The 24,271-nt window shown below is 66.6% G+C and carries 16 protein-coding genes and 1 tRNA gene; 10 read left to right on the top strand and 7 right to left on the bottom strand.

The window, feature by feature from the left end; all coding sequences use genetic code 11:
* Positions 1–13 precede the first annotated feature (13 nt).
* Positions 14–718, bottom strand: coding sequence for a hypothetical protein (locus H5965_RS14530; RefSeq protein ID WP_310970231.1), 705 nt, complete (start codon positions 716–718; stop codon positions 14–16).
* A gap of 938 nt (positions 719–1,656) precedes the next feature.
* Between H5965_RS14530 and H5965_RS14525 the strand changes: the two genes are divergently transcribed.
* The 3 genes from H5965_RS14525 to H5965_RS14515 all read left to right on the top strand — a co-directional run bounded on the left by H5965_RS14525 (position 1,657) and on the right by H5965_RS14515 (position 3,456).
* Positions 1,657–2,676, top strand: coding sequence for a hypothetical protein (locus tag H5965_RS14525; protein ID WP_310970230.1), 1,020 nt, complete (start codon positions 1,657–1,659; stop codon positions 2,674–2,676).
* A gap of 214 nt (positions 2,677–2,890) precedes the next feature.
* Positions 2,891–3,163, top strand: a complete 273-nt coding sequence (locus H5965_RS14520) for a hypothetical protein (RefSeq protein ID WP_310970228.1) — start codon at positions 2,891–2,893, stop codon at positions 3,161–3,163.
* 26 nt (positions 3,164–3,189) lie between these two features.
* Positions 3,190–3,456 (top strand): hypothetical protein, encoded by a 267-nt coding sequence (locus H5965_RS14515; RefSeq protein WP_310970226.1) that lies wholly within the window; start codon positions 3,190–3,192, stop codon positions 3,454–3,456.
* Between the two features lie 369 nt (positions 3,457–3,825).
* On the opposite strand, the gene H5965_RS14510 is transcribed toward H5965_RS14515, so the two are convergent.
* Positions 3,826–7,842, bottom strand: a complete 4,017-nt coding sequence (locus tag H5965_RS14510; RefSeq protein ID WP_310970225.1) for a hypothetical protein — start codon at positions 7,840–7,842, stop codon at positions 3,826–3,828.
* 606 nt (positions 7,843–8,448) lie between these two features.
* On the opposite strand from H5965_RS14510, the gene H5965_RS14505 reads away from it, so the two are divergent.
* A complete protein-coding gene (locus H5965_RS14505) occupies positions 8,449–9,309 on the top strand; it encodes a hypothetical protein (protein WP_310970223.1) in 861 nt (286 codons plus the stop codon).
* A 20-nt stretch (positions 9,310–9,329) separates the two neighbouring features.
* On the opposite strand, the gene H5965_RS14500 is transcribed toward H5965_RS14505, so the two are convergent.
* Together H5965_RS14500 and H5965_RS14495 are read right to left on the bottom strand one after the other, a co-directional pair.
* A complete protein-coding gene (locus H5965_RS14500; protein WP_310970222.1) occupies positions 9,330–12,734 on the bottom strand; it encodes a hypothetical protein in 3,405 nt (1,134 codons plus the stop codon).
* 4 nt (positions 12,735–12,738) lie between these two features.
* The gene (locus H5965_RS14495; protein WP_310970221.1) at positions 12,739–13,296 is read right to left on the bottom strand and encodes a hypothetical protein; all 558 of its coding nucleotides are present in this window, start codon (positions 13,294–13,296) and stop codon (positions 12,739–12,741) included.
* 428 nt (positions 13,297–13,724) lie between these two features.
* On the opposite strand from H5965_RS14495, the gene H5965_RS14490 reads away from it, so the two are divergent.
* From H5965_RS14490 to H5965_RS14475, 4 genes are all read left to right on the top strand, one after another.
* Complete coding sequence (locus H5965_RS14490) at positions 13,725–14,636, top strand: FRG domain-containing protein (RefSeq protein WP_310970219.1); 912 nt, start codon at positions 13,725–13,727, stop codon at positions 14,634–14,636.
* Between the two features lie 453 nt (positions 14,637–15,089).
* Positions 15,090–15,179: transfer RNA gene (locus H5965_RS14485), tRNA-OTHER, on the top strand.
* A 1,670-nt stretch (positions 15,180–16,849) separates the two neighbouring features.
* Positions 16,850–17,419: a hypothetical protein gene (locus H5965_RS14480; protein ID WP_310970218.1), complete on the top strand. Its 570-nt coding sequence runs from the start codon at positions 16,850–16,852 to the stop codon at positions 17,417–17,419.
* Positions 17,420–17,797: 378 nt separating this feature from the next.
* The gene (locus H5965_RS14475; RefSeq protein ID WP_310970217.1) at positions 17,798–20,611 is read left to right on the top strand and encodes an AbfB domain-containing protein; all 2,814 of its coding nucleotides are present in this window, start codon (positions 17,798–17,800) and stop codon (positions 20,609–20,611) included.
* A 41-nt stretch (positions 20,612–20,652) separates the two neighbouring features.
* Here H5965_RS14475 and H5965_RS14470 read toward each other — a convergent pair whose 3' ends face one another.
* On the bottom strand, positions 20,653–20,781 hold the full coding sequence (locus H5965_RS14470) for a hypothetical protein (RefSeq protein ID WP_310970215.1): 129 nt from the start codon (positions 20,779–20,781) through the stop codon (positions 20,653–20,655).
* Positions 20,782–21,182: 401 nt separating this feature from the next.
* Here H5965_RS14470 and H5965_RS14465 point away from each other — a divergent pair, with 401 nt between their 5' ends.
* Entirely contained in the window at positions 21,183–21,692 is a 510-nt protein-coding gene (locus H5965_RS14465; RefSeq protein WP_310970213.1) for a hypothetical protein, read from the top strand.
* Between the two features lie 59 nt (positions 21,693–21,751).
* Here H5965_RS14465 and H5965_RS14460 read toward each other — a convergent pair whose 3' ends face one another.
* Together H5965_RS14460 and H5965_RS14455 are read right to left on the bottom strand one after the other, a co-directional pair.
* A complete protein-coding gene (locus H5965_RS14460; RefSeq protein ID WP_310970211.1) occupies positions 21,752–22,045 on the bottom strand; it encodes a hypothetical protein in 294 nt (97 codons plus the stop codon).
* Positions 22,046–22,076: 31 nt separating this feature from the next.
* Entirely contained in the window at positions 22,077–22,475 is a 399-nt protein-coding gene (locus H5965_RS14455) for a hypothetical protein (protein WP_310970210.1), read from the bottom strand.
* 91 nt (positions 22,476–22,566) lie between these two features.
* Between H5965_RS14455 and H5965_RS14450 the strand changes: the two genes are divergently transcribed.
* A complete protein-coding gene (locus H5965_RS14450) occupies positions 22,567–24,216 on the top strand; it encodes a RecQ family ATP-dependent DNA helicase (RefSeq protein ID WP_310970209.1) in 1,650 nt (549 codons plus the stop codon).
* Positions 24,217–24,271 lie beyond the last annotated feature (55 nt).

Raw genomic sequence — 24,271 nt, 5'->3', positions numbered from 1 at the left:
GACGTCGTGCAGATCATCCAGCGACGTCCCACAGCCGACCGCTGGCGGTTGCCTCAACGGCGGCGATAGCGCCATCGGGGCCTGGAAGCTGCAGCGCGACGTGACGTGGGCGAGTCGCCGCCCCGCGGCCTCGGCTGGTCGCGACGACCTCGCGGGCATCCAGGTGGCCGAAACCGTCTCCTGAGAGTCCGCGCCACCGGCGTTTCGCGACTCTGAGCTCGAGGTCGGCGCCCGGCCATCCGCCGGCAGAGATCAGGACCGCGCCCTGGTTGCGCACGCGTCCGGCCAGCCGACGCGCGAGTGGCGGCTGGATCCCGCGGGCAGCGGCCGGGCCGAGCACGACCAGGTCGAACCCGTCGATCAACGCCGACACGACCGCAACCAGCTCAACTCCCGGGTCCGGCACGAGCGCAAGCCGATTCAAATCCACGCCCAGCTCGGCGGCCGCAGCCACCCCGACAGCCGGCATGCCCGTGATCGCCGCCCACGATCCTTCCCGCGTCGCCTCGGCCAGCAGCGCCAGAACCAGCGCAGTCGATCCGCCGACGGCCACGGTGCTGCCGCGCCGCAGCCCGCCAGGCAGCAGCCCCGCCAGGGCCGGCGCCACCGGCAGGGATCCGGCGGACCCTGCGGTATCCAGGCTCGGCTCACCCAGCTGCGCAGCCATGCGGACGCCTGGGATCGCTGCGAACCCGGCCACCGCCTCCGGCACCGCCACCACACACCTCCAGCACCACGAACACGCACCGGAGACGCCCACTAGGGGAAGCCGCGGGCGAACCCGAATTCATCGCACACTTGTTCGAATAGCGAGACTCTGCAGCATCTGTCAAGCCGGGCTGGTCAAGGTCACCTCGCAGAACCTTGCCCCGCAGCGCAGGGCACCTGTACTCCTACCAAGTGTCATCATTCAGGGTGTTGACCAGCGCAAACACTGCACCGTTAGGCCAGCCGGGTTACCGTCGGAACCGGACGATAGCGTCTCGCTCCCGAGAAGCTGGCCATGGCTGTGCATGGCTCCAACGTGTGCCGGCCTGGATCAGGTCAATGCTGACCAACGCCGACGGCGGTCGCCTGTGCGAAGGCCCGGAATGGGCTTACGAGTACACGCTGAACGGCTACCGGACCTGCATGCAGATCGCCCGGACGGCACGACTGTGCCCACCAGCGGCAACAGCATCGACTCCACCCACAAGTTCGCCGACCTCGCCGGCGTCCTCACCCGCTCTCGACGGCCGAGCCGCAGTGCTGAACCGTGAGATCGTCGTTCACTACGGCCCGCCAGCCAGATCGACTTCTGGCTCCTGCAGCTTCCGACGGAAGGCCGGAGCCTTGAAGGGCGGCGTCGAGACCTACCACCAGAACGGCCAGTGGAAGAACGAGGTCGAAGGCAGCCGCCGACCGCCAACACCAAGGCCGGCCACCGCCAAGGGGCAAGCAGATAGCGCAGAACCGCCAATTCTAGCACGTCATCTGCAACAAGGACGGTGAGATCGGCCAGCGCAACAGCCAGTGGGCTCGCCGGTGTCAGTGTCACCCATCCACCGGGCTAGTCACGACGGCCAGGCAGCCACCGTCGCCGGGACTCGGCCGATGCATCGTGCACCAGCGCCCATGCGACACGCCTAAAACCGGGTCATATGCGATAATCAGGTGATGTCAGATGAACAAGCGCGGTACGTCATCGTCTATCAGAACGCAGACTTTGTTGGAAGTCTCTACCAGAGCGCAACGAATGACGGTCTTCCCAACTCCAGCCAGATCGAGACCACCGAAGCATCGGACCAGGCTCGCACCAGCACAAACTCCGGAAAAGGTAGCGCCAAGGCGGCCGTAAGCCTTCCCGGGATCACCAAGCTGGAAGCCAACCTTGGCGGCGGAAGAGATTCATCGACAAAGAACTCTCTAAGCTCATCACGTCGATACCGCGTTGAAGTATCTCGCGATATTGCCCTATATTTACATCATCTTCATCTTCTTCTGGATAGTTCCACCAGAGTCATTGATAGCAGCGTTAACATCGAAGAACTCGACGCGGGCACTCTCGTAAAATTCCGTGGCAGCTTCCGTCCAGACCCGATCAGCGCCCTGCTAGATCTAGGCAGCCCCAACCTGGTCGCCGAGATAACTCGGTTTTCAGTCCGCCAGTCAAGTCGGCCCAAGTTAGTCGAAGACAGCTGGGATATCGATAAATTGAAATCCCAGTGGGAACTCGCCGAGCAAGAAGCTACCACGAAAGCCGATCTAGCGCGAACAATTGCTGATGCAGTACGCACCGACTTCCGCCGAGGAACCACCACCGAATTTCATTGCAAGATCAATGAAGCACTGACTGCTCTCGTAGTGTGCGAGGCAGAACACTTCATTACCGCAGACCCTGATCGACCACTCGACGGCGAGTTCACCGTGTTTGGCAAGGTAATCACCAGGCCTGAGCGCGATGTTCCCATCTTCCGAAAGAACAAACTACTAAGCCGCATGAACCAAGATTGGGTTCAGTCAATTTTCTCACAGATAACCGACACGATGAAAAAGTCAGTCAACGAAGGTGCGATACCGGAGGCCCTAAAGAAGAAGTCGACCAACGGGAAGACTCCACCACCCTTCGACCTTGACTTCCCGGCCACGATCGAGGGTCTCTCTTTCACAGTGCTACCAATTGCAATCTACGTATAGTCAGCAACTGCAATCGTGTACATCCAACAGCAGGCATCAGCATAGAAGTATTCTTAATTAGCGATCTCGTTACAACGGAATGATTTTACTAGAGGCGCGAGACGACGACGTCGTCGTCGTGCTCCTTTGCGACTACGGCCGACTTAGATCGTGTCAACTCCCAGTTATGCATACTATTCGCTTGCAGCCGCATCGGGCAAATACCCTTGCACAGGTGGTTCACTCCCGAATCCCTGCCGAAGAGGCCAAGAACCTGCGGTTCGAGCGAGGCACGATCGATGCCCTGTGGCCATCAGCCGAAAGCCAGCATCTCGCTGACATCGAACAGTTCGAAGACATCGGGATCAACCAGCTGATCGCCCTGGGTTCGCTTTTCGAACGACCGCATGAGATCCAGCGGACGCTGCATAAGCTCGGTGTCCCGGTCCCGGCCGTCCCGACGACGGTCACAACGAGGAGTTCGTCGACGCTGTCAAGGCCCGGTTGAACAATCTCAGGCAGCGTCCCGATTCGGTGGTGGTCTACCAGCAGGGCCTGCTGCCGGCGGATGACATCTCGCGATGGCAGCTGGCCTTCGGTCCGGCGGTGTGGACCACGTTTGTCAAGCTCCTGCGAGATTCCCAATCGGCCAAGCTGGTCCCCATGGCGGCCAGCGGTGCGGCAGTGCTGCGCCTGCGGGTTCAATTCATCGATCAGTTGTGCCGCCGAGACACCAGCGAGAACCCTACCGTGGCGGACTTCTGGGATTGGGTGATGTCTCACAGCGTCAAACCGGGCTGAAGCCCGGCTTAGTTGAGAGGCAGCTGACCGAGCGCCCCACAGCGGCGCAGCTCGGCGATATGTGTAGCTGCACTCGGCCGGGATGTGGGTGGTGTCCCCTCCCGGCGCCGCCGGAGTACGCGTCGACGAGCAGCTTGCTCACCGGCTGGTCGCCGCCTCTCCTACCGCTCTCCTGCAGTGACAACCGCTTCACCTCAACAGCCCTGACGGGTCACCGGCAAGCTGGAAGTGGTTCAGTGCAAGCCGTTCGATACGATCAAGCGGCTCGGCGACGTCGCGGGTGACGTGCTCGACGACGTCGATCAGCACCTGGAAGTGCTCTTCATAGTCGGCGATGTAACGCTCCTGCCGGGCGTCACACCGCTGAGTTCACGGGGTTTCTGGACGGCTGATGTCGAGGATGTACGGCACGATCCGGAAGCCGGCCTCGGCCGCTTGGCGTGCCTGCTCGTCGAGTTGACGTGCCAAGGTCGTCACGTCTGCTGCTTTGGTCCTCGACCAGCCGTCGGGACGTTGGGTCGGGGTGATCCAGTAGACGAGGTAGATGCCGTGGCGGCGATTCTTGGGGATGAGGTATCGGTCGATCAGTTGGTTCTTCATGGCAGTCATGAGTTCCCGGTTGTCGACGCGCTTCGCTTCGACGAAGACTCGAGCCTTATTGCCATCCGTCGTCTTGGTGGTCGCGGTGAGGTCGATGCGGGTGCCGATGCCGCGGCTTTTCCGCCTGACCTGTACTTCGCGGTCGATGATCAACTCGTCGAGGTGCTCGAGCCTGCGTTCGAGCCAGTCGGACACGTCGTCCTCGGTCTGCGGTCGACCGTCGTTCCAGATCTCGCGCCAAGCACTCGCCAGGTAGTGCTGGAGCTCGTCGAGCTGTTGCAGCAGGACGTGCTGGAGGTCGGCGTCATCGCGCACGAGTCGGGCGTCACCGCGACGGAGCAGGTTCAGCAGTGTGCGGGGCAGGGTCGTTCCCAGTGAGAGGTCGGCCTGGCGGGCCCGGGCGATCCGCTGGTGGTAGGCCAGTGCCTGCTGGTCGGTGTCCGGGCGGCCGTGGCTCAGCGCCGCGAGTTCCTCGCTGTGACCGTTCAGCGCCATCCGCTCGAGGATGTGCCGACGCAGATCGCGAGCGCGGTGGCGCGGGGTGTAGGAGAACCCAGACTCTAGGGGCGGGTCCTCGGCATAGGGGTGGCTGTCGAGTAGCAGGCGGGCCGCGACCGCGAGACGCGGTGGGTCGAGTAGGGCGACGTCGAGGTTCTGGACTGCCTCGGCCAGTTCGTCCGGCGGCGGAGGGGCGGCGGCGAGGGCGTCGATCACCGAGTCCGGGTCGAGTTTCGCCAGGTGGGTCTGAGCGTGCGGGGCGAGCGGCGAGTCGGCTTTGATGAGGTGACGACAGGTGTCCAAGGCGGTTTCCGGGGTACCGTCCTTGACGAGCAGGTTGAGCAGTTCTGCGTCAAGGCCGGTCTCGGTGGATGCGGCGAGGAGACGCTCGGCGATCGACGGTGCGAGCTCCTTCGCGAGATGAATGTAGACAGCTTGCGGTGTGAGCGAACCACCTTCGGCGGTGAGAGCGGCCAGGTGCTCGAGCGCAGCATCGATCAGCTGCTGGCGTAATTGGGCGGGTACGGCGTCGAGCAGACGGCGGCGCGGCCCGATGGAGTCGTCCCCGCCGAAAACGGGGGTGGCGACGATCGACGGCATCCAGCGTGCCCACACCTCGTCGGGCAGACCGTCGAGCAATTCCGAGAAGTGCTCGGCCAACGTCGCCAGAAGGTACACACCTGACCAGTCCGGGAGCGCCGCTTCAAAAGTCCACGTCCTCTCCGTCCACCACGTGGCAGCGGAGGGACGGTGGGTGTGCAGGTAGACAAAACCCGCGGTCAGAATGAGCCGGCGCTCCTCAGTATCCAGTTTGGACCAGCCGGGCCGTCTGGTGAGGTCCGGGGTGGTGGCCTCGACGATGTCGTTGTAGTTTCCGGCATCCTCGGCAAGAAGCCATGGGATGCGCCACCACGATCCGGGCTCCGCAGCGAGGTTCGCCAACGCGGTACGAAGATCTTCTCGCACGCGCTCCTGCCGAGCAGCCAGCTCACGCTGGTGCTTGTAGTCTTCGGCGGCGATGCGACGCTGCGGCTGCACCGACTCGTCGTAGATCTGGGCTTCAGCGCGAAGGAACGCCGTGGCTTGGTAGCCAGGGTGGTCCGGTGCGAGTTCGAGAATGCGATCCGCGAGGGCCGCGGGCGGGCTGTGAAGCAGCTGGGGCAGGCAATTGGCCAACGCGGTTTTCGCTTGCGGTGCGATGGAAGGCAGCGTGTCGAGGAGCCATTTTGCGTCGTCGCTGGTGAGTAGTCCCAGAGTCAGGACCGCGTACCAGGTGTCCTCCCCGACGGCCGCCGCGTCGATGGCGAGCACCCGACGGTGCTCGGGCGCGCCATCGGCCCAGGGACGCCGCTTGTTTTGGGCCGACGGTCGGTGCCAGCGGCCGGAGCGAACCAACGCCACGAGCAGCCGAGCCAACTGACCTCGGACGACGTCGTCACCGACCTGCTGCCATGCCCGGTCGATCGCGCCGGCGCGGAGGTCGTCGAATTGGTCCTCGTCACGAACATCGGTTCGCCACGTGTGGTCAGCCAACCAGGTGACAAAGGCGGCAACGTCGTGGTCGGGAACGCGGCTGGGTAACTCCCGCAAGGTCTGGAGGTAGCCACCGTACAGAATCGACCGGTGCGGCCTCAGCGCACGGGTCAGCTCGGCGGTGCTGAGCAACCGGGGGTAGAGGGCGTCGATCACCGCGGCGCGGACTTCGTTGTCCGCGTCGGGATCGTCGTCGTCCGGCACGATGAGCAGTTCGCGCAGCGAGAGCAGCACGTGCTCGTCGTCTAGCTCGGCGACGGCGGCCACTGCCGCGCGGCGTGCATAGCCGACCCATTCCGTCTTGAGCGCGGCGCGTGCCAACGCGTGCGCGACCGCACGGCAGTTGCCCGCGGCGGCCAGCCGGGCGATCCACCAGAGCTGGACCGCGTTCGCCGGGCCGCGCGCGAGATACTCGGCCAGCTGTTCGGTCAGCCCGGCGTGCAGCAGGCCGGCCCGGTCGAGTCGCCAATCAGGCTCGGCGTCATCCTGGGCCGCGGCTTCCAGCAGGCCCTTCACCAGCGCTGCGCGGGCTTCGTCGGACGGCAGCTCGACGACCGCGGCGGTCGAGGCAAACATCGCTGCGTTATCGGTGAACAACCGAGCGACCAGGTCCGGAGCCAGCGCGGCCAGCCAGGACGCGACGCCGATCCGCGCGGTCGGCAGCACGCCATTGGCGTGTACCCCGAGCAGGACGGGGATCTGACCGGCGCGGATCCCTCGCTCAACGAGGTACGCAGCGGCCAGGTATTCAAGGTGACGCTGGTGCTTGAATACCACGGACCCCGCCGGGCCGGGATCGAACAACGCCGTATCGAGCACCGCGCGGTAGTCAGCAGGTTCGATCGTCCGCGCGAGCTGGTCGGGCTCCGGATCGGATGGGAGTTCCCCGACCGGGAGCGTCGCACGGTTGCCCACGGGGCCGACGGTGAGTGCCTGGTTCCCGGCGAACATCGTGAAGGCGCCGAGCCGTTGGGCCAGCCGCATCGACCGGTCCATCGGCAGCCGCGGCTGCCGACGCTCGTCGGTTTCGCGCAGCAAATACTCGATCTCGAACTTCATAGCGTCCGCCGCGCTGCGCGGCAGCTCGCCCTGCTCGGACCAGTATCTCGCCACGGCAACGAGCTGGCCGACACAGCCCGACAGCCGGCCCAGCCTTGCTCCGACCAAGTCCTTCATGAACGCCGCGGCATCGAATTCCGACGCATCGACCGCGCACTCGACCGCCTCCGTCGCGGCATCGCGGTCTAGCGGGGCCAGCTTCCAGACGGTGAACGCTGGCAGATCCCGAAACAGAGCACGGCCGAGGACCGCGTCCCATGCAGCCGCACGGCAAGCGAGCCGCCATCGCGTCCCGCGGCGGGCGGGCGCGGTCAGGTACCGCTGCAGCCACGGCAGCAGACGCGGCTCGACGGAGGCTGACTGGTCGAGGCTGTCGAGGTAGACCGCAGACTCATCCAAGCACGCGTCGTCCAGCTCCCGCTCGAGCCGATCGATCGTAAGCGCGGCGGTATCGATCCGCCGCGCGCCCCGCTCGGCCTTGGCCAGATCGGTAAACGTGACAGACTTACCGGCTCCACCGGCGGCAAGCAGCGCGAAACTCGCCGTTTCCGCAAGCAGCTCAGTCACCGAGACCGGCGACACCGCGTCACCGGAGCGCCACCCGGGATCCGACGGCGGCAGGAGAAAGCCGTCATCGTCGAGCAACACAGCCTTCTCCACCGGCACAGCGAACCGGCGCAACCCATCGAGGACCACTTGATCTCACCTTCGGAACAAGGATTATCACTATAGGTAGACCGGCTCGCGGCTGACGACGGGGTCCGCAGCGGCCCCACATCTGGCGCTATCGAGCCGCAGCACAACCCCGGCGGAGGCGCAAAGTCGCGGGCGCCGGTCCCCCGGGTGCCGGTGTCGCCGCATCGGTACGCCACCGAAACAACCGGGAGTCCGCCAGATTACTTAGTCGGGCACGGCGCAAGCTTCACTCGATTGGGCGTTCTCGATTCGGCAATGTGAGAGTTACGTTCGGTAGTCATGATCGGCGAGGAGGAGGGCCGATGACCCAGATGTCGATGTTCGGGCAACCGAACGAATTGCCGGACAAGCCGGCTGGCGATCAGGCCGTCACTTTAAAGGTCCTGATCACAGTCAAGGCGGCGCCAAATCCGTCAGAAAAGTACGGGGAAACCGTCTGCGTCGCCGGACCGAGCCTCGATCCCATCCGTCCAGGATGGATACGCCTGTACCCGATCAACTTCCGCGAACTCGGAGGCGACGAAAGCTTCAAGGAGTACGACATCGTGTCGGTCAAGGCCGTTCCGGCACGGCAAGATAGCCGACGGGAAAGCTGGCGCCCCGCAGATGCACACGCTGAAGGTCACCGGGCACCTCAACCCCTGGGCACCTCGCCGCCGGTGGCTGGACCCGGCGATCAGCACCGACACGACGATGTGCAGCCTGCACCGCGGGGCGACCATGGCCAGCCAGTCCCTCGCCTTGATCCGACCACGACGGATCTCCGATCTGCGGATAACCCGTCATGCCGGGTGGACCAAAGAGCAGCAAGCCAAGATCAACGACTACGTCAGCCAATTCAGCCTCTTCGACAACGAAGACCGCACCCCGCTGCGCGCGCCGCGATTCGCCGGCACCTACCACTACCAGTGCGCTGAACCGGACTGCGGAGGCCACAAACAGGGCTTCATCGACTGGGAGTTTGTCGCCGTTCAACTCCTGCGCCTACGCGGCATGGACGACGACACCGCTGCCGAGCACCTGCGCCGACGCTTCCTGGACGAAATCTGCGGGTCCAGCCATGACGTCGCCTTCTACGTCGGCAACGTCACCGCGCACCCCCGCACATTCAGCGTCCTCGGCGTCTACTACCCACCCCGCGCGAAGCAGTGCGGGCAGCACTCGAACCTGGCGGGCCAGCGGAGGAGTTCATCTAAGCAGCGGCCTCGCCAGGCCTGTGAGCGGCAACGCGCCATTGCCGCAGCACGCGGGACCGGAGTTTGTTCGTTCCAGCGACGCGATCAAGGTCAGCCCCGGTCGGAGCGCGTCGACAGAACGAACGAGTGCGGTTGCCTGACGACTGCTTCCCGCACCTGCCGGCAGACGACGCCTGGCCCGTCGGCGCATAGTGCTTTGTCCACGTGCCGATCCAACCCATCAACTGCGCCCCTCGGCTGCGGCCGACGTCCCCGCCAGTCAACGGCCTAAGCGCCACCGGCGCGCACGACTCAAGAGACTGGACGGCTGATGTCCAGTACAAAAGGAACCACCCTGAACTTGGGTTCAAGGCCACGCGCCTGCTCCGCTAGCTCGCCGAAGAGAACGGTCAGGTCCGATCGGACGCCCCGCCAAGACTGCGGACGCTGCGCCGGGTCAACCCAATACACCAGGTAGATACCACATCGCAGACCCATCGGCTCGAGATATCGCTCGGCCAGTTGCGCGCGCATGGCCGTGAACAGCTCACGGTGATTGACGAGTTTCGCTTCAACAATCACCATGATCTGGCGACGGGGCTGGGTAGCTGTCGACACGACTATTGTCAGGTCCGCGCGAGTGCCGATTCCCTTGTCGTTGAGGCGCCGCACTTGAAGTTCGCGGCCGACGACCGAGCCACCGCCTAGGCGTTGCTCCAGGTTGCGCCGCACCCAGTCGGAGATGTCGTCTTCGGACTGAGGGGTCGCGACGTCCCCGAGATTCCATACGTCACGATGAGAGTCGCGACGGAGAGTGTGCTGAAGATCGCGAAGGGCCTCGATCACTGCGCTCTGCAGGTCCTCGTCGTTGCCCACCAGTCGCGCGTCGGCGCGTCCGAGGAGCTGCAGTAGTTCGGCGGGTGCGACCGGGCTGAAGGCCATGTCGCGGGCGCGGGCCCTCGCCTGCCGAAGATAGCGAGCAAGAACCCATCGATCGGTCTCGTGCTGATCCTTGTGCAGGTCTTCGAGAACGTTGACGAAGCCGCGTGCGACAACTTCGCCGAGCACTCGATCGCGGGCCCGCACTACCTCCCAGTTTCCGTTCGGACGTTCGCTCCATGGCGGATCCTGATGCGGCGGATGCCGATCGACGAGTATTCGGGCAAGTAAACCGACACCTGGATCGCTCAAGGCGGCAACCTCGAAGCAAGGCGCCACATTCGCCAACTCCTCGGCGTCAAGCTTGTGCTCGTCGTACAGCTTGAAGACCAAGTCCGGGTCGTGCTCGGCGAGGCCACGCAGGGCAGCGTCCGCCAACATGGCCTGCCCCGTCTCCCAAAGGCGCAGGCAGAATTCGGAGGCGGTAGCCGGAGCCTCTTTGACGAGTAGGCCTACGAGATTTACGCCGAGAGGTCCGTAGTGATCGCCTCGAAGCAGACGCGTCGCCAGCCTCGAAGCCAGCTCCGGGGTGAGACTCCGGTAGGTAGCATGCTGGGGGAGAAAATCGGATTCGGCCGGCAACGCGGCGAGCGCAGCGTCGGCCAGAGCGACACGAGCAGGCGGTTGGGCGAGCCCGAGTAGGGCCTGCCGAAGTTTTCGGCCGTTGTCATCGTGGTCGTTGTTCCACGCCGTGACAATGGGTGAAGCCCAACGCCGCCACACCTCGACGTCGAGTCCTCGGACAGCTTCCGGCCGGTGAGCAGCCAGCGTCGTGAGGAAATAAACACCGGACCAGTCGGGTATGACATCAAGGTCATTGATGTGATCTAGATGTTCGGGACCGGTAGTTGGCTGGTGTCGTTCGAGGTATCGGAAGCCGATCTTGAACACAGTCTCGCGTTCCAACTCGTCCAGAAGCTTCCAACCGGAGCGGGAGGTGAGGTCCTGAGTGAACAGATCGTCACGATCGTGCCCCTCCCGGGCCAAGGCACGAGCAATCGTCCACCACTCGGTGGCATCGGCGTCGGCGGCGGCGATCGCCTCGGTCAGACGGTCTCGCTGACGGCGGACCTGGTCGTCAGCTTCTTTTTCCTTGAGTAGCTCGCGTCGGCGAGTTCGACGACGCTGCTCTGAAAACGACGAGTCGGGGTTCACTGCGCCACGAAAGCCCGCCGTCGCAGCGAAGGCGGGATGGTCCTCCGACATCATCAGGACAGCATCGGCCTGGACGCGGTTGGGTTCGCGAAAGACACAGCCAAGGGTCTCGACGAGCACCGGCCAGCTCTCCGCGGGTAGCATCGGCAAGGTCGCGAGAAGATAGTCGACGTCGTCATCACCGGCGAGGTGAAATGTGATCAGGTCGTACACATTCTCCGGACTAATATTCCGTGCGATAAGAACCAGAAGCGAGCGCCTCTCCTCGTCGGCAGCCGCTTCCCAGGGCAGCTTCCGGCGGTGGGTCCAGCGGACGCCTGACGACGGTGCTATCAGTCGCGCGACCAGACGCGCCAAGGCCGGCAGGACGCCGTAGACCCGCCGGTTTCGCCAGGCGATATCGACGAGCCGCTCCGGAAACAGGCCGTAGCCGTCGCCAGCGATGGCCGTCAACTCGGAAGCCCACTCCAGGATCTCCGGCAGATCGCCGACCGCGAACAGCTCGGGCAAGCGGGTCAGCAACACAAGGTAGGCACCGACCAGGGAGCGATTGGTGCGCGGGCGCAGCACCTCCAGCAGTGCCGTGGTGCTGAGCAACCGCGGATACAGGGCTTCAATCGCCGAGGCCAGCAAGTCGTCATCCGGGTCTCGCTCGGCGTCGAGCCTCAGCAGCGGAGACAAGGCGTTGACCGTGGCGAGATCTCCACCGGCCGCGACCGCGGCTACTGCCTGACGGCGTGCCCAGGCCGGCCACTTCTCCGTCAACGCTTCCGCGAGAAGGGATTCCGCAACACCGGGGCACCGTGCCGCTTCGGTCAGCCGAGCGACCCACCACAGGTGCCCGGCGTCCGTCAAACCAGCGGCCAGGTGCCGACAGAGGGTGGATTGAAGCGCCGGATGCACCAGCGGAGACAGTTCGTATCCCCACTCCGGCTCGGTGTCGCCGGCTCGTGCGGTCTCGAGCAGCGCCGAGGTGATCAAGCCGCGGACTTCGTCAGACGGCAGTTCCACTCCGGTTTGAGCCAGCAAGGGGGCGTTCGCCGTGACGAGATCATCCGCCAGCTCGAGCCGGAGAGCGAGCAGCCAGGCCAGGACTCCACCGAAAACCCCAGGCACCTGCCCATCCGGTCCCGCTCGGAGCAGGTCCCTGATCTGAGCGCGAGTGACGCTGTCGCGGCCGGTCACGTACCGCGCAGCGAGGTACTCCGAGTACTGCTCATGCCGGAAAGCCACCGTGCCGCCGGGCGCCGCATCGAAGAGTGCCGTATCGAGCACTTCGGAGTACATATCCGGTCCGACCGGCACCCCCGGCTCATCCGGTTCGGCAGTGGACGGAAGTGTCCCCACCGGGCAACGGCCCGCCGCCGACTCGCCGGAACGAGCAAAACGATTGATGCCGCCGAAGACAGCCATCGCGGCCATGCGCATGGCGATGCGACGCTTCCGGTCGAGCGGGAGCGTTGGACTGGCCGTCGTGCCGGAGTCGGCCAAGAGACGGCCGACCTCGTACTCGATCGCGGCCAATGGGCTGGCGGGCAGTGTTTCGCTGTCTCGCCACCGCTCCGCAGCGGCTTGGAACCACAGCGCCGAGGCTGCCAAACGGCCGAGCTTCGCCTTGGTCACGACGTCAACAAAGCCAGCCGGCGCGCCCACTCGTTCGCACAGCGCCGCAGCCCGCGGCGCGGTCCAAGGGCAAAAGCACAAACTCGTGGAAGTCGGCCAGAGCGCCGGACAACGCAGCGGTCAGGCGCGTGTCCCACGCGGCCGGGCGGCAGGCCAGCCGCCAGGGAACCGCGCGCGCTTCGGGCTTCACAAGATGGGCCTGCAGAATGCGAAGCGCGGCAGGATCTTCCCGAGCGGCGACGTCCAGCCCGTCGAGGTAGACAGGCCGGCCGAGGTCGACCGCCGCGGCCAACTCGCGATGCATCCCGCTCCTGTCGTGCAGGCTGAGGTCCACGACCGTCGCGGCCGGCTCGCTGCTTCTCAGGGCATTGAGGACCGTCGTCTTGCCGGCACCACCCGGCGCGAGCAAAACAAAGCTGCCTGAGCCCGCCAAGCCGACCACCGGGATGGGTTGCGGGCCGCCATACCACCGGAAGGTCTCCGCAATCGGCACCTGGAGAAATCCGTCCTCGTCGAGGACGCCGTCGACTCCCTCGGTGGACCGCCGGACGTAACGATCCAACCCCACTGGCACGCTACCCGGCACTGTCCTCCTCAACCCGATCGAGCACCGTGATGCAGCTTAGCCCGGGGTCCGTATCGCCGAAAACTGACGCGACAGCCCGTATCGTGGGTGAAGCACTGACAGCCGGAGTCCACAATGCCCTAGATCTAAAACTGACAGAGGTTGTTGACAGTCTGGGTTCCTGATCAAGGGAGGCCCATGGCTGCGCGAGTGTGGAGTGAGAAGGACCTGGTCAGGCGCGCGAGCCGGCGTCTGGCCGTCCTGCGTCATACCGAAGAGATCAGCGGCAACGTCGCGGCGACCTGCCGCCTGTTGGCAACACAGTGGTTGGGTTCTATGCCACTACCCCTCCTACACGAAAGAGTGATTTCGGCGGCCCGCAAGTGCGCTCTGCAAAAGAAGCCTCACAGAGCTATCGTGAACTGGTGAGACCACCAACGTTCAAGAATTGGCTTGCTGATGGCTGGGGAATCAAAGTCGAAACACCCCACCAGCTTCTCAAGCTGATCAGCCGTATCGCCTTGCTGGCGCAGGATCGCACGTACGCGTGGCGAGGCCAGAACGACGCGGCTTGGGACTTCAGTGCATCCTTGTTCCGCGAGATTCGAGGCACGGGCGAAGAGGTGACAGAGGAGCGCATTCGATCCCGTGAATTGGACATCCTCACTGAAGCTCGCCGCTGGGGTCTTGGCCGCGACCTTGGACCGTCAGCCACGGACATGCACATGCTGGCCGTTCTCCAGCACCACGGCGTCCCGACCCGTCTGATCGACGTGACCGCCAACCCGATGACCGCACTATGGTTCGCAACAGAACAGCAAGAGTCCCACGAAGACGGCAAGGTACCGAAATCCGATGGCGTCCTGTTCGCGATCGACGTCACCAAGACACCATGGTACGAGACGTTCCAGCATGGCGCTCGCACGTGGGGCGACATGTCAAATCCCCTCGGGTCAGCCTACGAGGAGGCGTTGAAGAAGTCAGCCGCAGACCGTCAAATGTTCCGAGCGTTCCCAGCTCTGCCGGACGAGCGCATGAAAGCACAAGAAGGGTTTTTTCTCGGCTGTGCGGTTCCGAAGCAGCACAAGGCACCCGGAGTGATGGGCTTGAACCCGATGGGGCCAGCGCCAGGCGCCGACAAGCTGAGCAAACTCCTCTCAACGGAGAGCGGGCCGGGACGCCCGGCCAGCCTCCCGTTCTGTGCGATCGTGATCCCCGCCACCGTCAAGGACAAACTGCGCGACCCTCTGAAACGCACATACAACCGTCGACGGCGCGTGCTCTTTCCAGACGTCGACGGATTCCGCGAGGGTCTACGCCGCGGACAACTCGATTAGCTCGACAACGTGTCATCCGGCGCGCGGTACCGGCGGCTCGGGATGGACCTAGCCGAACGTGACCGTGTCCGAGTCGGACGGCGGGAGCGCCAGATCCACCTTGATCTCGTCGCGGGTCAGCGCCGCGGCCTGATCGTTGGCCCATCCGCTCCGACAGCCCGAATGCGCCCGTTCCTGAACCTTCGATAGGCACCGAACCCGAACTTCGGAAGCCCTCGGAGCAACACGCGGGCTGCCGCCGTTCAGCCAAAGACGCCAAGCGACACCAATCAACGCATGGAAACCGGATTGTTACACCGAGCATTACTGAGCCGTTGTCCGCCTACTCAGCACCTGATCGGCCAGTCGCGGACACATGGAGCCCGTCGACTGATCTGGCGACTATTCGGCGACGGCAACCCGCGGCGACGTCGCTGAGCCAGCCCCTCCGGGGAACATGCCGGGCCACAACCTGCCGCGATACGCATTTGACCTGGTTTAACCATGGTTTCCACTTCCCTGACACGGAAGAGGTCACTGGTTCAATCCCAGTATCGCGCACCACAAGTTTTTGCAGGTCAGACGCCCTGTCCCTCCCCGGAGGGGCGGGGCTTCAGTCGTCAGATGGCGATGGGGCCCCGGGCCGTCGTCCAAACGCCGCGACCGCAAGTGCGGGAACCAGCTTGGCCCGCTCCCCCGGATACAGGGACGCCAGAGACCGCAGCCGGCGTTCCTCCAGGGCGTCCAGGATCTGGTTCACCATCGCCGGCGTCAGGTGTTCGTAGACCCATGTGCTGTGGGTGTGGCGGCCCTCGTGAAAGGTGGACGTCGGAGGATCGGGCGGGCGCCGCTCCCCCGCCCCGGCATCGTCGAACTCGACTCCGTCCCACGCCGGCCGCAGAACCGGATCCGGAAGTTCGATCGCCGCCGCGGATGCCCTTTTCGGCTGCACAGCACGAACGGTCCCGATGGCTGTCCATCAGCTGGGCACAGCACGAACCTCGACATCCCCAGCCCCATCTCGTGGAGCCGCATCGCGGCCCGCCACGCCTGCGCCGGCGTGGCGACCAACCGCTCGGCGTCGAACTCACCCATGGACACGCGGACACCGCTGCACGGGTTGGCCGGAATCATCCGCGCACGCACCGCGATCAGCGGCCATGCCTTCCATTGTGGAAGCAACTGGGTGTTCGGAGGGAGCGGTACTTCGCGACCGTGTTCGGCTCCAGCCGCGGGGCACGGCAGCGACTCACTCCTCGTCCGCCTTCTTGGCGGGGGAACCTGACCTGTGGCCCCACGTCCCATCGGGACGCTCGTACCGGGCACGCCACTCCCCGTGCCGGGCTCTTCCTGCCGTGGGCCAATCCTGGGCAGCGTCCGCAACGGACACCCGCCCCCGCGGCGGCTTCACCGGAGCAGCACTGAACCGCACGATCTCGGCGACATCGCCACAGGTGGACCGGTAGTGCTTCCCAAACCGGTGATGCGGCAACACCCTGGCGGCGGACTGGTCCTTCAAGATCCTCGGCGACACACGTACTCCATCCTTGTTGTCGAACAATCGAGTCGGGTCCGGGAAGTGTTCGCCGCAGCACGCACCTATCCACGCCGACGACACGACCGACAGTCAATAGGATCTCGAAAGAATCGATAGCCTCGTCCATGAGCCATTTGAAGCGGCACCGAAAAGAAAGGGTGCAGCGGGATATGCGAAGCGAACCAGCAGGAAACGTGATCATTTCGGAGGGTGAAAGACCACCCACGGTGGCACTCGACTTGCATGGATGCGTTTTTGGCACGTGCAAGGCCCCGGCAACCCGCAAGCCGACGGCCTGGACGAGCGCCACCACATGCATCCGGTGACGGCGCGTACACGGTGCCTTAAGGCGCCGTGCACCACCGCGATTAATCGAAAAAATTACGTGTCAGGGCTTGGCACCTCACCTGCGCACGGCGATTCTCTTCTCATGAACTGTCGCAGAAGGGCGCCGAACCCCGGACCGGGCGCCGCACCGAACGACCCGCCCGCCTGGCGCTTTGCTTTCCGTCTGCTGCCTGGTCCGGCGTGGGGTGTCGCATATGCTGTTCTGGGCATCGCCGGGGCCGTCGAACTAGCGTGCCGCGCACCGTATGCGGTGATCATCGCAGCTTTGGCCGCACCGAGGGGAGATGTCAGGAAAGGCTTGAGCGCGTCCCGAACGGCCCCGTAGACGGCCACCGTGAGGACGGTAATCATGAGACGAGAGCGCCGATCGATCAGGGACGTCAGAAAGTCGACGTGGGCAATCTTTGGCACGATTGCCTTTGTCGTTCTCGTGACCTATACCCTCCGCCGGTGGCTGAGTCCCGGCGACTGGGCCGGCGTTGGCCAGTGGTTCGGCGGCCTGGGCGCGTTGATCGCAGCGTGGGTGGCCCTCCGGGTCGCCAGCGACGAGCGGCGGCGCGAGAGCCGCCGAGACGCCGAGCGGCTTCGCGTACAGGCCTTCTACATCGTCGGCGGACTAGCAGGATCCGAAGGCAGCAACGGCGTGCAGGTGTTCGTGCGGATTACCAGGCACGAGCCTGTCGTGAACATCGACGTCGTCGCACTGCACGTCGTCGGCCGCAGCGAGACATTCGTCGTCGAATGCGCGCCCACGGGCGAGCGCCGACAGGTACTGCAAGCCGACGAACGAAGATCTCACGTCGGTCGTGACGAACCCGCGCGTGCCGACAATGGGATACCGACTTGCAGTCCGCCGGTGACGCATCTTCTCCCGGGCGCGTCCACCATGTCGGTCTGTACATCGGCGGCAGCAACATGATCGACGCCCCCGACTTCGGGCGGGCAATCGAGGTCGAGCCCTACCTGCGTTGCGGCGGCGAACCCCGGTGCGGAAGCCCGCGCCCGGACGCGCGCGGGCACCGGCTGGGCCGTCGAGAACATCACCCGCGCGAATCGACGTCCTGCCCACGACGGAGACTCAACCGCCGGCGGGCTTCGTGCGTGGAGGTAGCAGCCAAGCCGTCACGTGTTGATTGTCTGGTGGATTTTGCTCTGTTCCGTTTGTCCGTGTTCCGTGTTACGTTCGGTTGACGGGCCCGCGGTAGTGCTCCGGGCTCGGCGTGCCCGCCCGCCCGGAGTGCTTCGCCGTCCCCGCCAGGCCGGTGCGCGGTTCCGTGCGCGTCCGAAGGGGAGTCCGATGCGCCGTCTCTTCGTCCTGGTCTTCGCACTGCTGTGCACGATCCTTCCCGTGGTGCCGGCGGCCGACGCCGCCGTCGCACCCAAGCCACCGCCGTTGTCCACGCCGTGGACCTCGCAGGTGAGCACCACGAACCCGCTGCCCGAGTACCCGCGGCCGCAGATGACGCGGCCCGACTGGCAGTCGCTCAACGGTGAGTGGGAGTTCCTCAACCCCGCCACCGGCGCGAACGGCAGCGTCGACCGCTACGCCGCGCCGCCGCTCGGGCAGACCCTGCCCGAGCGCATCCTGGTCCCCTACCCGGTCGAGTCGGCGTTGTCGGGCATCATGCGCAACGACAACCGCGACCTGATGTTCTACCGCCGCACCTTCACGGTGCCGGCGGCCTGGGCCGGGCGGCACGTGCAGCTGCACTTCGGCGCCGTCGACTACGAAGCCACCGTGTGGGTCAACGGCGTCCAGGTCGCCACGCACAAGGGCGGCTACGACCGGTTCGAAGCCGACATCACCGCCCGGCTCAACGGCGGGGTGAACGAGATCGTCGTGCGCGTCTACGACCCGACCAACGGCCGCGACGAGAAGCAGCCGGTCGGCAAGCAGGCCACCACCCCGTCGGACATCTTCTACACGCCGACTTCGGGCATCTGGCAGACCGTCTGGCTCGAACCGACCGCGCCGACGTCGATCTACTCCGTCGACATCCGCCCGAACCTGGCCGACAACACCGCGCGCGTGCGGGTGTTCGGCCGCGGCGACGTCAGCGGCTACTCCGTGCTCGCCGAGGCGGTGACCGGCGGGGCCGTCGCCGGCAGCGCGACCGGCGGCTTCACCGAGTTCTCGGTGCCGGTGCCGAACGCGCGGCGGTGGTCACCCGACGACCCGTTCCTCTACGACCTGCGCGTGTCGCTGCGCGACGCCGCGGGCACGACCGTCGACCAGGTCGTCAGCTACTTCGGCATGCGCGAGGTCGGCACCAAGAACGTCAACGGCGTGCTGCGCCCGACCCTCAACGGCGAGTTCGTGTTCCAAGTCGGCACGTTGGACCAGGGCTTCTGGCCCGACGGCCTGTACACCGCGCCGACCGACGCCGCGCTGGCGTCGGACCTGCAGAAGCACAAGGACCTGGGCTTCAACATGGTCCGCAAGCACATCAAGGTCGAGCCGGCCCGCTGGTACTACTGGGCCGACAAGCTGGGACTGCTGGTGTGGCAGGACATCCCGTCGACCACGAACGCGAACGCCGACCGCACGCCGGCGCAGATCGCCGAGTTCGAGACCGAAGCACGCGAGATCGTCGACGAGCACCGCTTCTCCCCCGCCGTCATCACCTACGTGCCGTTCAACGAAGGCTGGGGCGAGTGGAACCTCGCCGAGACCAGGCGCGTCACCACGAACATCAAGAACCAGGACCCGACGCGGCTGGTGGACGCGCACAGCGGGTTCAATTGCTGCGCGTCGAAGGGTGATCCGGGCACCGGGGACATCATCGACTGGCACGTGTACACCGGGCCGGACGCGCCCCGGCCGGCCGGGGCGCGGGTGTCGGTGCTGGGCGAGTTCGGCGGGCTCGGCCTGCGCAACCCCGGGCACGAGTACAGCCCCACCGGCAAGTTCTTCGCCTACGAGCAGATGGTGAGCGCGGCGCAGCTGAACGACCGCTACACCGGCATGGTCCGCGACGCGCGCCAGCTGATGACCACCAAGGGCCTGTCGGCGTTCGTCTACACCGAGATCACCGACGTCGAAGGCGAGTACAACGGGCTGCTCACCTACGACCGGCGGGTGCAGAAGGTCGACACCGGGCTGGTCCGCGCGGCGCACACCGATCTGATCAACGCCTCGAAGAACCTGAACGCCGCGGTGCCGCTGACGCTCGGGCACATCCGGTCGTTCCGGGTGACCACGCCCGGGTACACCGACCGGTACCTACGGCACGCGGACTCCTTCGCCCGCACCGACGTGCTGACCACGGGCAGCGCCGACGGACCGCGGCAGGACGGCTCGTTCCGGACCGTCGCGGGCCTCGCGGATCCGCGGTGCTTCTCGTTCGAATCGGTCAACTTCCCCGGGAAGTTCCTGCGGCACGCCGACAACCGGGTCCGGATCGACAGCGACACCGGCGGTACGTTCGCCGCGGACGCCACCTGGTGCGACCGCCCGGGTCTCGCCGCCGGCGGGACGTCGTTCGAGTCGCTGAACCTGCCGGGCCGGTACCTGCGGCACTACGACGAAACCGTGTACCTGGCCGTGAGCGGCGGCCCGAACCCGTGGGACACCGCGACGAGTTTCGCCGCCGACGCGACGTGGGACGTCTCGGCGCCGGCGTTGTGGCGCAGTTCGGTGCCCCTGGCGGTGAACGCGCGGCAGTCGCTGCGGGTGACGACGTGGGGCTACACCGACCGCTACCTGCGGCACGCGGGCGGCCTGGCCTACACCGAGGTGGTGACCAGCGGCAGCAGCGCGTTGCTCAAGCAGGACGCGACGTACACGGTGCGGCGCGGGCTCGGCGAGTCGTCGTGCTACTCGTTCGAGTCGGTGAACTACCCCGGGCAGTTCCTGCGGCACCAGGACGGGCGCGTCCGCAACTCGGTCGACGACGGATCGGCCTTGATGCACGCGGACGCGACGTTCTGCACGCGGCCGGGGCTGGGCGGCACCGGCGTGACGTTCGAGTCGCTCAACATCCCGGGCGCGTTCCTGCGGCACTTCGATTCCGCCGTCTACATCGCTTCCGGTGGCGGAACGGGCTCCGACCGTCCCCAGACGGTGACGGCGGACAGCAGCTGGACCGTCGCGGCCCCCTGGGCACCGTAAGTGGATACGGTCCGGTGTGGACACTCCACACCGGACCGGGCTCAGTGCCGCTCGGACACTGCTTCGGCCTCGGGCTCCGCGGGCGGCGCCCCGCGACGCAGGTCCGCTTCGGTCCGCACCTGGATCCGGTTCGGGTTCGCGACGAGCCGGGGCGTGGGGTTCTCGTTCACGTCGGTCCTTTCGACTGCTTCCAGTCTCGCGAATACCCCGGCGCCGGCGCTTTGAACAGTGGCCAAGAGCACTCCCGGCGGACGCCGGTGATCACGCTGGACCACGCCAGCGGCTCGGCCGTATGCACCAGGAGCCCGACCGGACGGAGTCTGGAGGTCGCTACTCGAGGAAGTCGGTGCCGGCTGCCAGTGCCCGTACTCGCGGACGGTCATCGCCGCCGCGCGGGTCGCCGAGCTCGGAGCGGCAGCAGGTCGAGCACGACATCAGTTGTTCAACCCCAGGGTGCGGCGAACGGCTGGACTTTCGGGTTGTCGACCGGCAGGTCGTGGTTTGGGGTACGAGGTTCGGGGTACTTGCGCAGTCCGCGCTCATTGATCACCCAAAACCATCGAGGATGAGCATGCCTGAGCCGACCACGCCCGAGCCCTTGCCGGCCGAGCTGCGTGCGCTCGCCGCCGACGCTGAAGCGCTCGCGGCACGTACCGCGGAGGTGGCCGCCCGGCTGCGGACCGCCCCCGACGGCCACCTGCAGCGCCTCGCCCGGCCCATCGCGAAGGCGACCCACGACCTGAGCGACTACACCGACGAGATTTCCCGGACGGCCGAGGACCTGGCCCGGGTCCGGGTCGCCCGCGACCCCGGCCTGTGCGACGTTCCGTGGGGCATCTGCCCGGCCCACGGCGTCACGCTGCACTCGGCCGGAGGACGCGCCTGGTGCACCGACCCCGGCTGCGCCGGTGCGTGGGACTACGACCGGCTTCACACACCGTGTGCGGAGCCGGTCGCCGCGGTGGTGACCGACCAAGGCGGCGTGACCGCAAGGCTGTGCGCAGCCCACGCGCGGGACGCGAGCGACCGGCTGGCCGGCTGCACCGTCTCCCGTCTGGACCGTCAGGGCTCCGGCGACTGAACCGGCGCCGGCAGTTCGGGACGAGCGCCACCGCGAAGCAGCCGGCCGCCGAGCCTCTGTCAGGGCCTCGGCCGCTCCCTGGTCCACCGCCGGCGCCCGGGACGGTCGCCGGTCGCGGCGGCGCACCGGTGACAGAGCACCATGCGCTCGTCGGTCGTGTCGGCCAGCCAACGGGCGTCGATCCACAACACGTGCGGGAACCGCTCCAAGCCGGCTTTGTGCAACGGCAGTCCGCACCGGGTCTGGTTGGTCCCCGGCCGCCAAGCGTGCACGGATCCGCCGGGCGCGCGCACGCCGTCGTCGTCGGTCCACCGGCTGGACGCGGCGACCGCGGGTTCCGAGCGCCTGGGCATCCGGGCCTCACCTTCCGTGTCGGTGGTGCGGTCAGCTCACGGTGAAGTTCTGGTCGACTTCGGCGGCCAAGGCCTCCAGCGCCGCGTCGAGCACCGTGCGCACCTCGCCGGCGTCGACGTCGTCGCCGGCCTCCACCAGCAACTCCGCGCGGCTGGACCCGGCACCCTGTTCGGTGACCCGCAGCTCACCCGCCCAGGCGCCGTCCCCGGCCGGGTGCCAGGCCAGCCGGTGCCCGGCCGCATCGAGGTCGATCTCGTAGCGGTGCACGCCCTCCTCCCGCCACCGCAGGTCGACCGTGCCGGCTCCGGTGCCGACCACCTGCACCGGGGCCGGCAGCCACGCCGGGGCGCGAGTGAGATCGGAGGCGGTGTTGAGGACGATGTCGGCGTCCGCGGCCATCGCGCGGCTGGTCCCTCGAACTTGGGTCATGGGTGCAGGTACCCCGCCCGCTCCCGGCTAGCCGCCGATCGCCGAGCCATACGGCGTGTTTTCGCCCGCGGGGCGCGGGTACTTGCGGCGGATGGCGAGAAGACGCGACGAACTGCAGCGGATCGCAGCGGACACCTTCGGCTGGTCCCAGCTCACCGACGAGCAGCTGGCCGCGATGGAGCAGGTGATGGCCGGGCACGACGTCCTCGCCGTGCTGCCGACCGGGGCCGGCAAGTCGGCGATCTACCAGGTGCCCGCGCTGCTGCTGGACGGCCCGACCCTGGTCGTGTCGCCGCTGATCGCCCTGCAGAACGACCAGATCGAGGGCATCGAAGAGAGCCGGGCCCCGGGGGCCGTCGCCCTGAACTCCGCACAACGCGCCGCCGAGCGCAAGCACGCGTGGGAGGCGCTGCGCGAGGGCACCGCCGAATACCTGTTCCTGTCCCCGGAACAGCTGGCGTCCGACGAGGTGCTCGACGCCGTCGCCGAGCTCGGCGTCTCCTTGTTCGTCGTCGACGAAGCGCATTGCGTCTCCGCCTGGGGGCACGACTTCCGGCCCGACTACCTGCGCCTGGCGCCGGTGATCGAGCGGCTCGGCCACCCCCGCGTGATCGCCCTGACGGCGACCGCGGCCCTGCCCGTGCGCAGCGACATCGTGACCCGCCTCGGCCTGCGCGACCACCGGGAGGTCCTCGCCAGCTTCGACCGGCCCAACCTGCGTCTCGGCGTGGACCCGCTGCCGGACGACGACGATCGCCACCAAGCCGTTCTCACCCGCACGCGGGCGCTGACCGCCGACCCTGCGACGCGTCCAGGGCTGGTGTACGTCACCAGCCGCAAGGACGCCGGAACCTACGCCGAGGAACTCGCCGCGGAGGGCGTCCGGGTCGCGGCCTACCACGCCGGGATGAAAGCGGCCGACCGCGAACGGGTGCACGAGCAGTTCCTGCGTGACGAGCTCGACGTGGTGGTGGCGACGTCGGCGTTCGGCATGGGGATCGACAAGGCCGACCTGCGGTTCGTCCTGCACGCGGCGGCGCCGGAATCGCTCGACACGTACTACCAGCAGATCGGCCGGGCCGGCCGTGACGGCGAACCGGCCGAGATCACGCTGTACCACCGGCCGCGGGACCTGGGCAGGCAGAAGTTCCTCACCGCCGCGAAGGCACCCGAGCAGGCGCTGGCCGAGGTGGCCGCCACCCTCGCCGAGCACGACACCCCGCTGAAACCGGCCGAGCTCGGCCGGGAGATCGGCGTCTCGGCGGCCCAGCGCACCAGGGCAGTGAACCTGCTGGAGCAGACCGGCTCGGTCGGCGTCACCGCCGACGGCCGCCTCGAGTACCTCGATTCCGATGTGGACCCCGAACACGCCGTCGAGCAGGGCGTCGAGGCCGCCGAAGCGCACCAGCGGCTGATCCGGTCCCGGATCGACATGATGCGCGGCTACGCCGAAACGACCGGGTGCCGCCGCCAGTTCCTCCTCGGCTACTTCGGGGAGCAGCTCGAGCAACCTTGCGGCAACTGCGACACCTGCATCGCGGGCACCGCCGAAGCGGTGTCGTCCGATGGCGGGGACTTCCCGGTCAACAGCGGCGTCGAGCACGCGGAGTGGGGTCGCGGCATCGTGATGTCCGCAGACGACGACACGGTGACAGTCGTGTTCGACGACCACGGCTACAAGACGCTGTCGGCGTCCGCGGTCCGCGAGCGCAGCCTGCTCACCGCCGTCAGCGGGGATTGAGCGGGGTGCGCGGGTCATGACGGACCGCAGCGGAACGGCGACCGACGACGGGGGC

This window comes from Amycolatopsis sp. 505, from assembly GCF_031625235.1.
Taxonomy (GTDB): Bacteria; Actinomycetota; Actinomycetes; order Mycobacteriales; family Pseudonocardiaceae; genus Amycolatopsis.
The sequence above is the reverse complement of the archived record's forward strand: the minus strand, read 5'-3'. Positions and strand labels throughout refer to the sequence as shown.

Bases quoted from the DNA above. Each gene is read 5' to 3' on its own strand.
- H5965_RS14465 (WP_310970213.1), top strand. From the start codon at position 21,183: ATGCCTGAGCCGACCACGCCCGAGCCCTTGCCGGCCGAGCTGCGTGCG.
- H5965_RS14525 (WP_310970230.1), top strand. From the start codon at position 1,657: ATGTCAGATGAACAAGCGCGGTACGTCATCGTCTATCAGAACGCAGAC.
- H5965_RS14475 (WP_310970217.1), top strand. From the start codon at position 17,798: ATGCGCCGTCTCTTCGTCCTGGTCTTCGCACTGCTGTGCACGATCCTT.
- H5965_RS14480 (WP_310970218.1), top strand. From the start codon at position 16,850: ATGAGACGAGAGCGCCGATCGATCAGGGACGTCAGAAAGTCGACGTGG.
- H5965_RS14460 (WP_310970211.1), bottom strand. From the start codon at position 22,045: ATGCCCAGGCGCTCGGAACCCGCGGTCGCCGCGTCCAGCCGGTGGACC.
- H5965_RS14455 (WP_310970210.1), bottom strand. From the start codon at position 22,475: ATGACCCAAGTTCGAGGGACCAGCCGCGCGATGGCCGCGGACGCCGAC.
- H5965_RS14450 (WP_310970209.1), top strand. From the start codon at position 22,567: ATGGCGAGAAGACGCGACGAACTGCAGCGGATCGCAGCGGACACCTTC.
- H5965_RS14505 (WP_310970223.1), top strand. From the start codon at position 8,449: ATGCACACGCTGAAGGTCACCGGGCACCTCAACCCCTGGGCACCTCGC.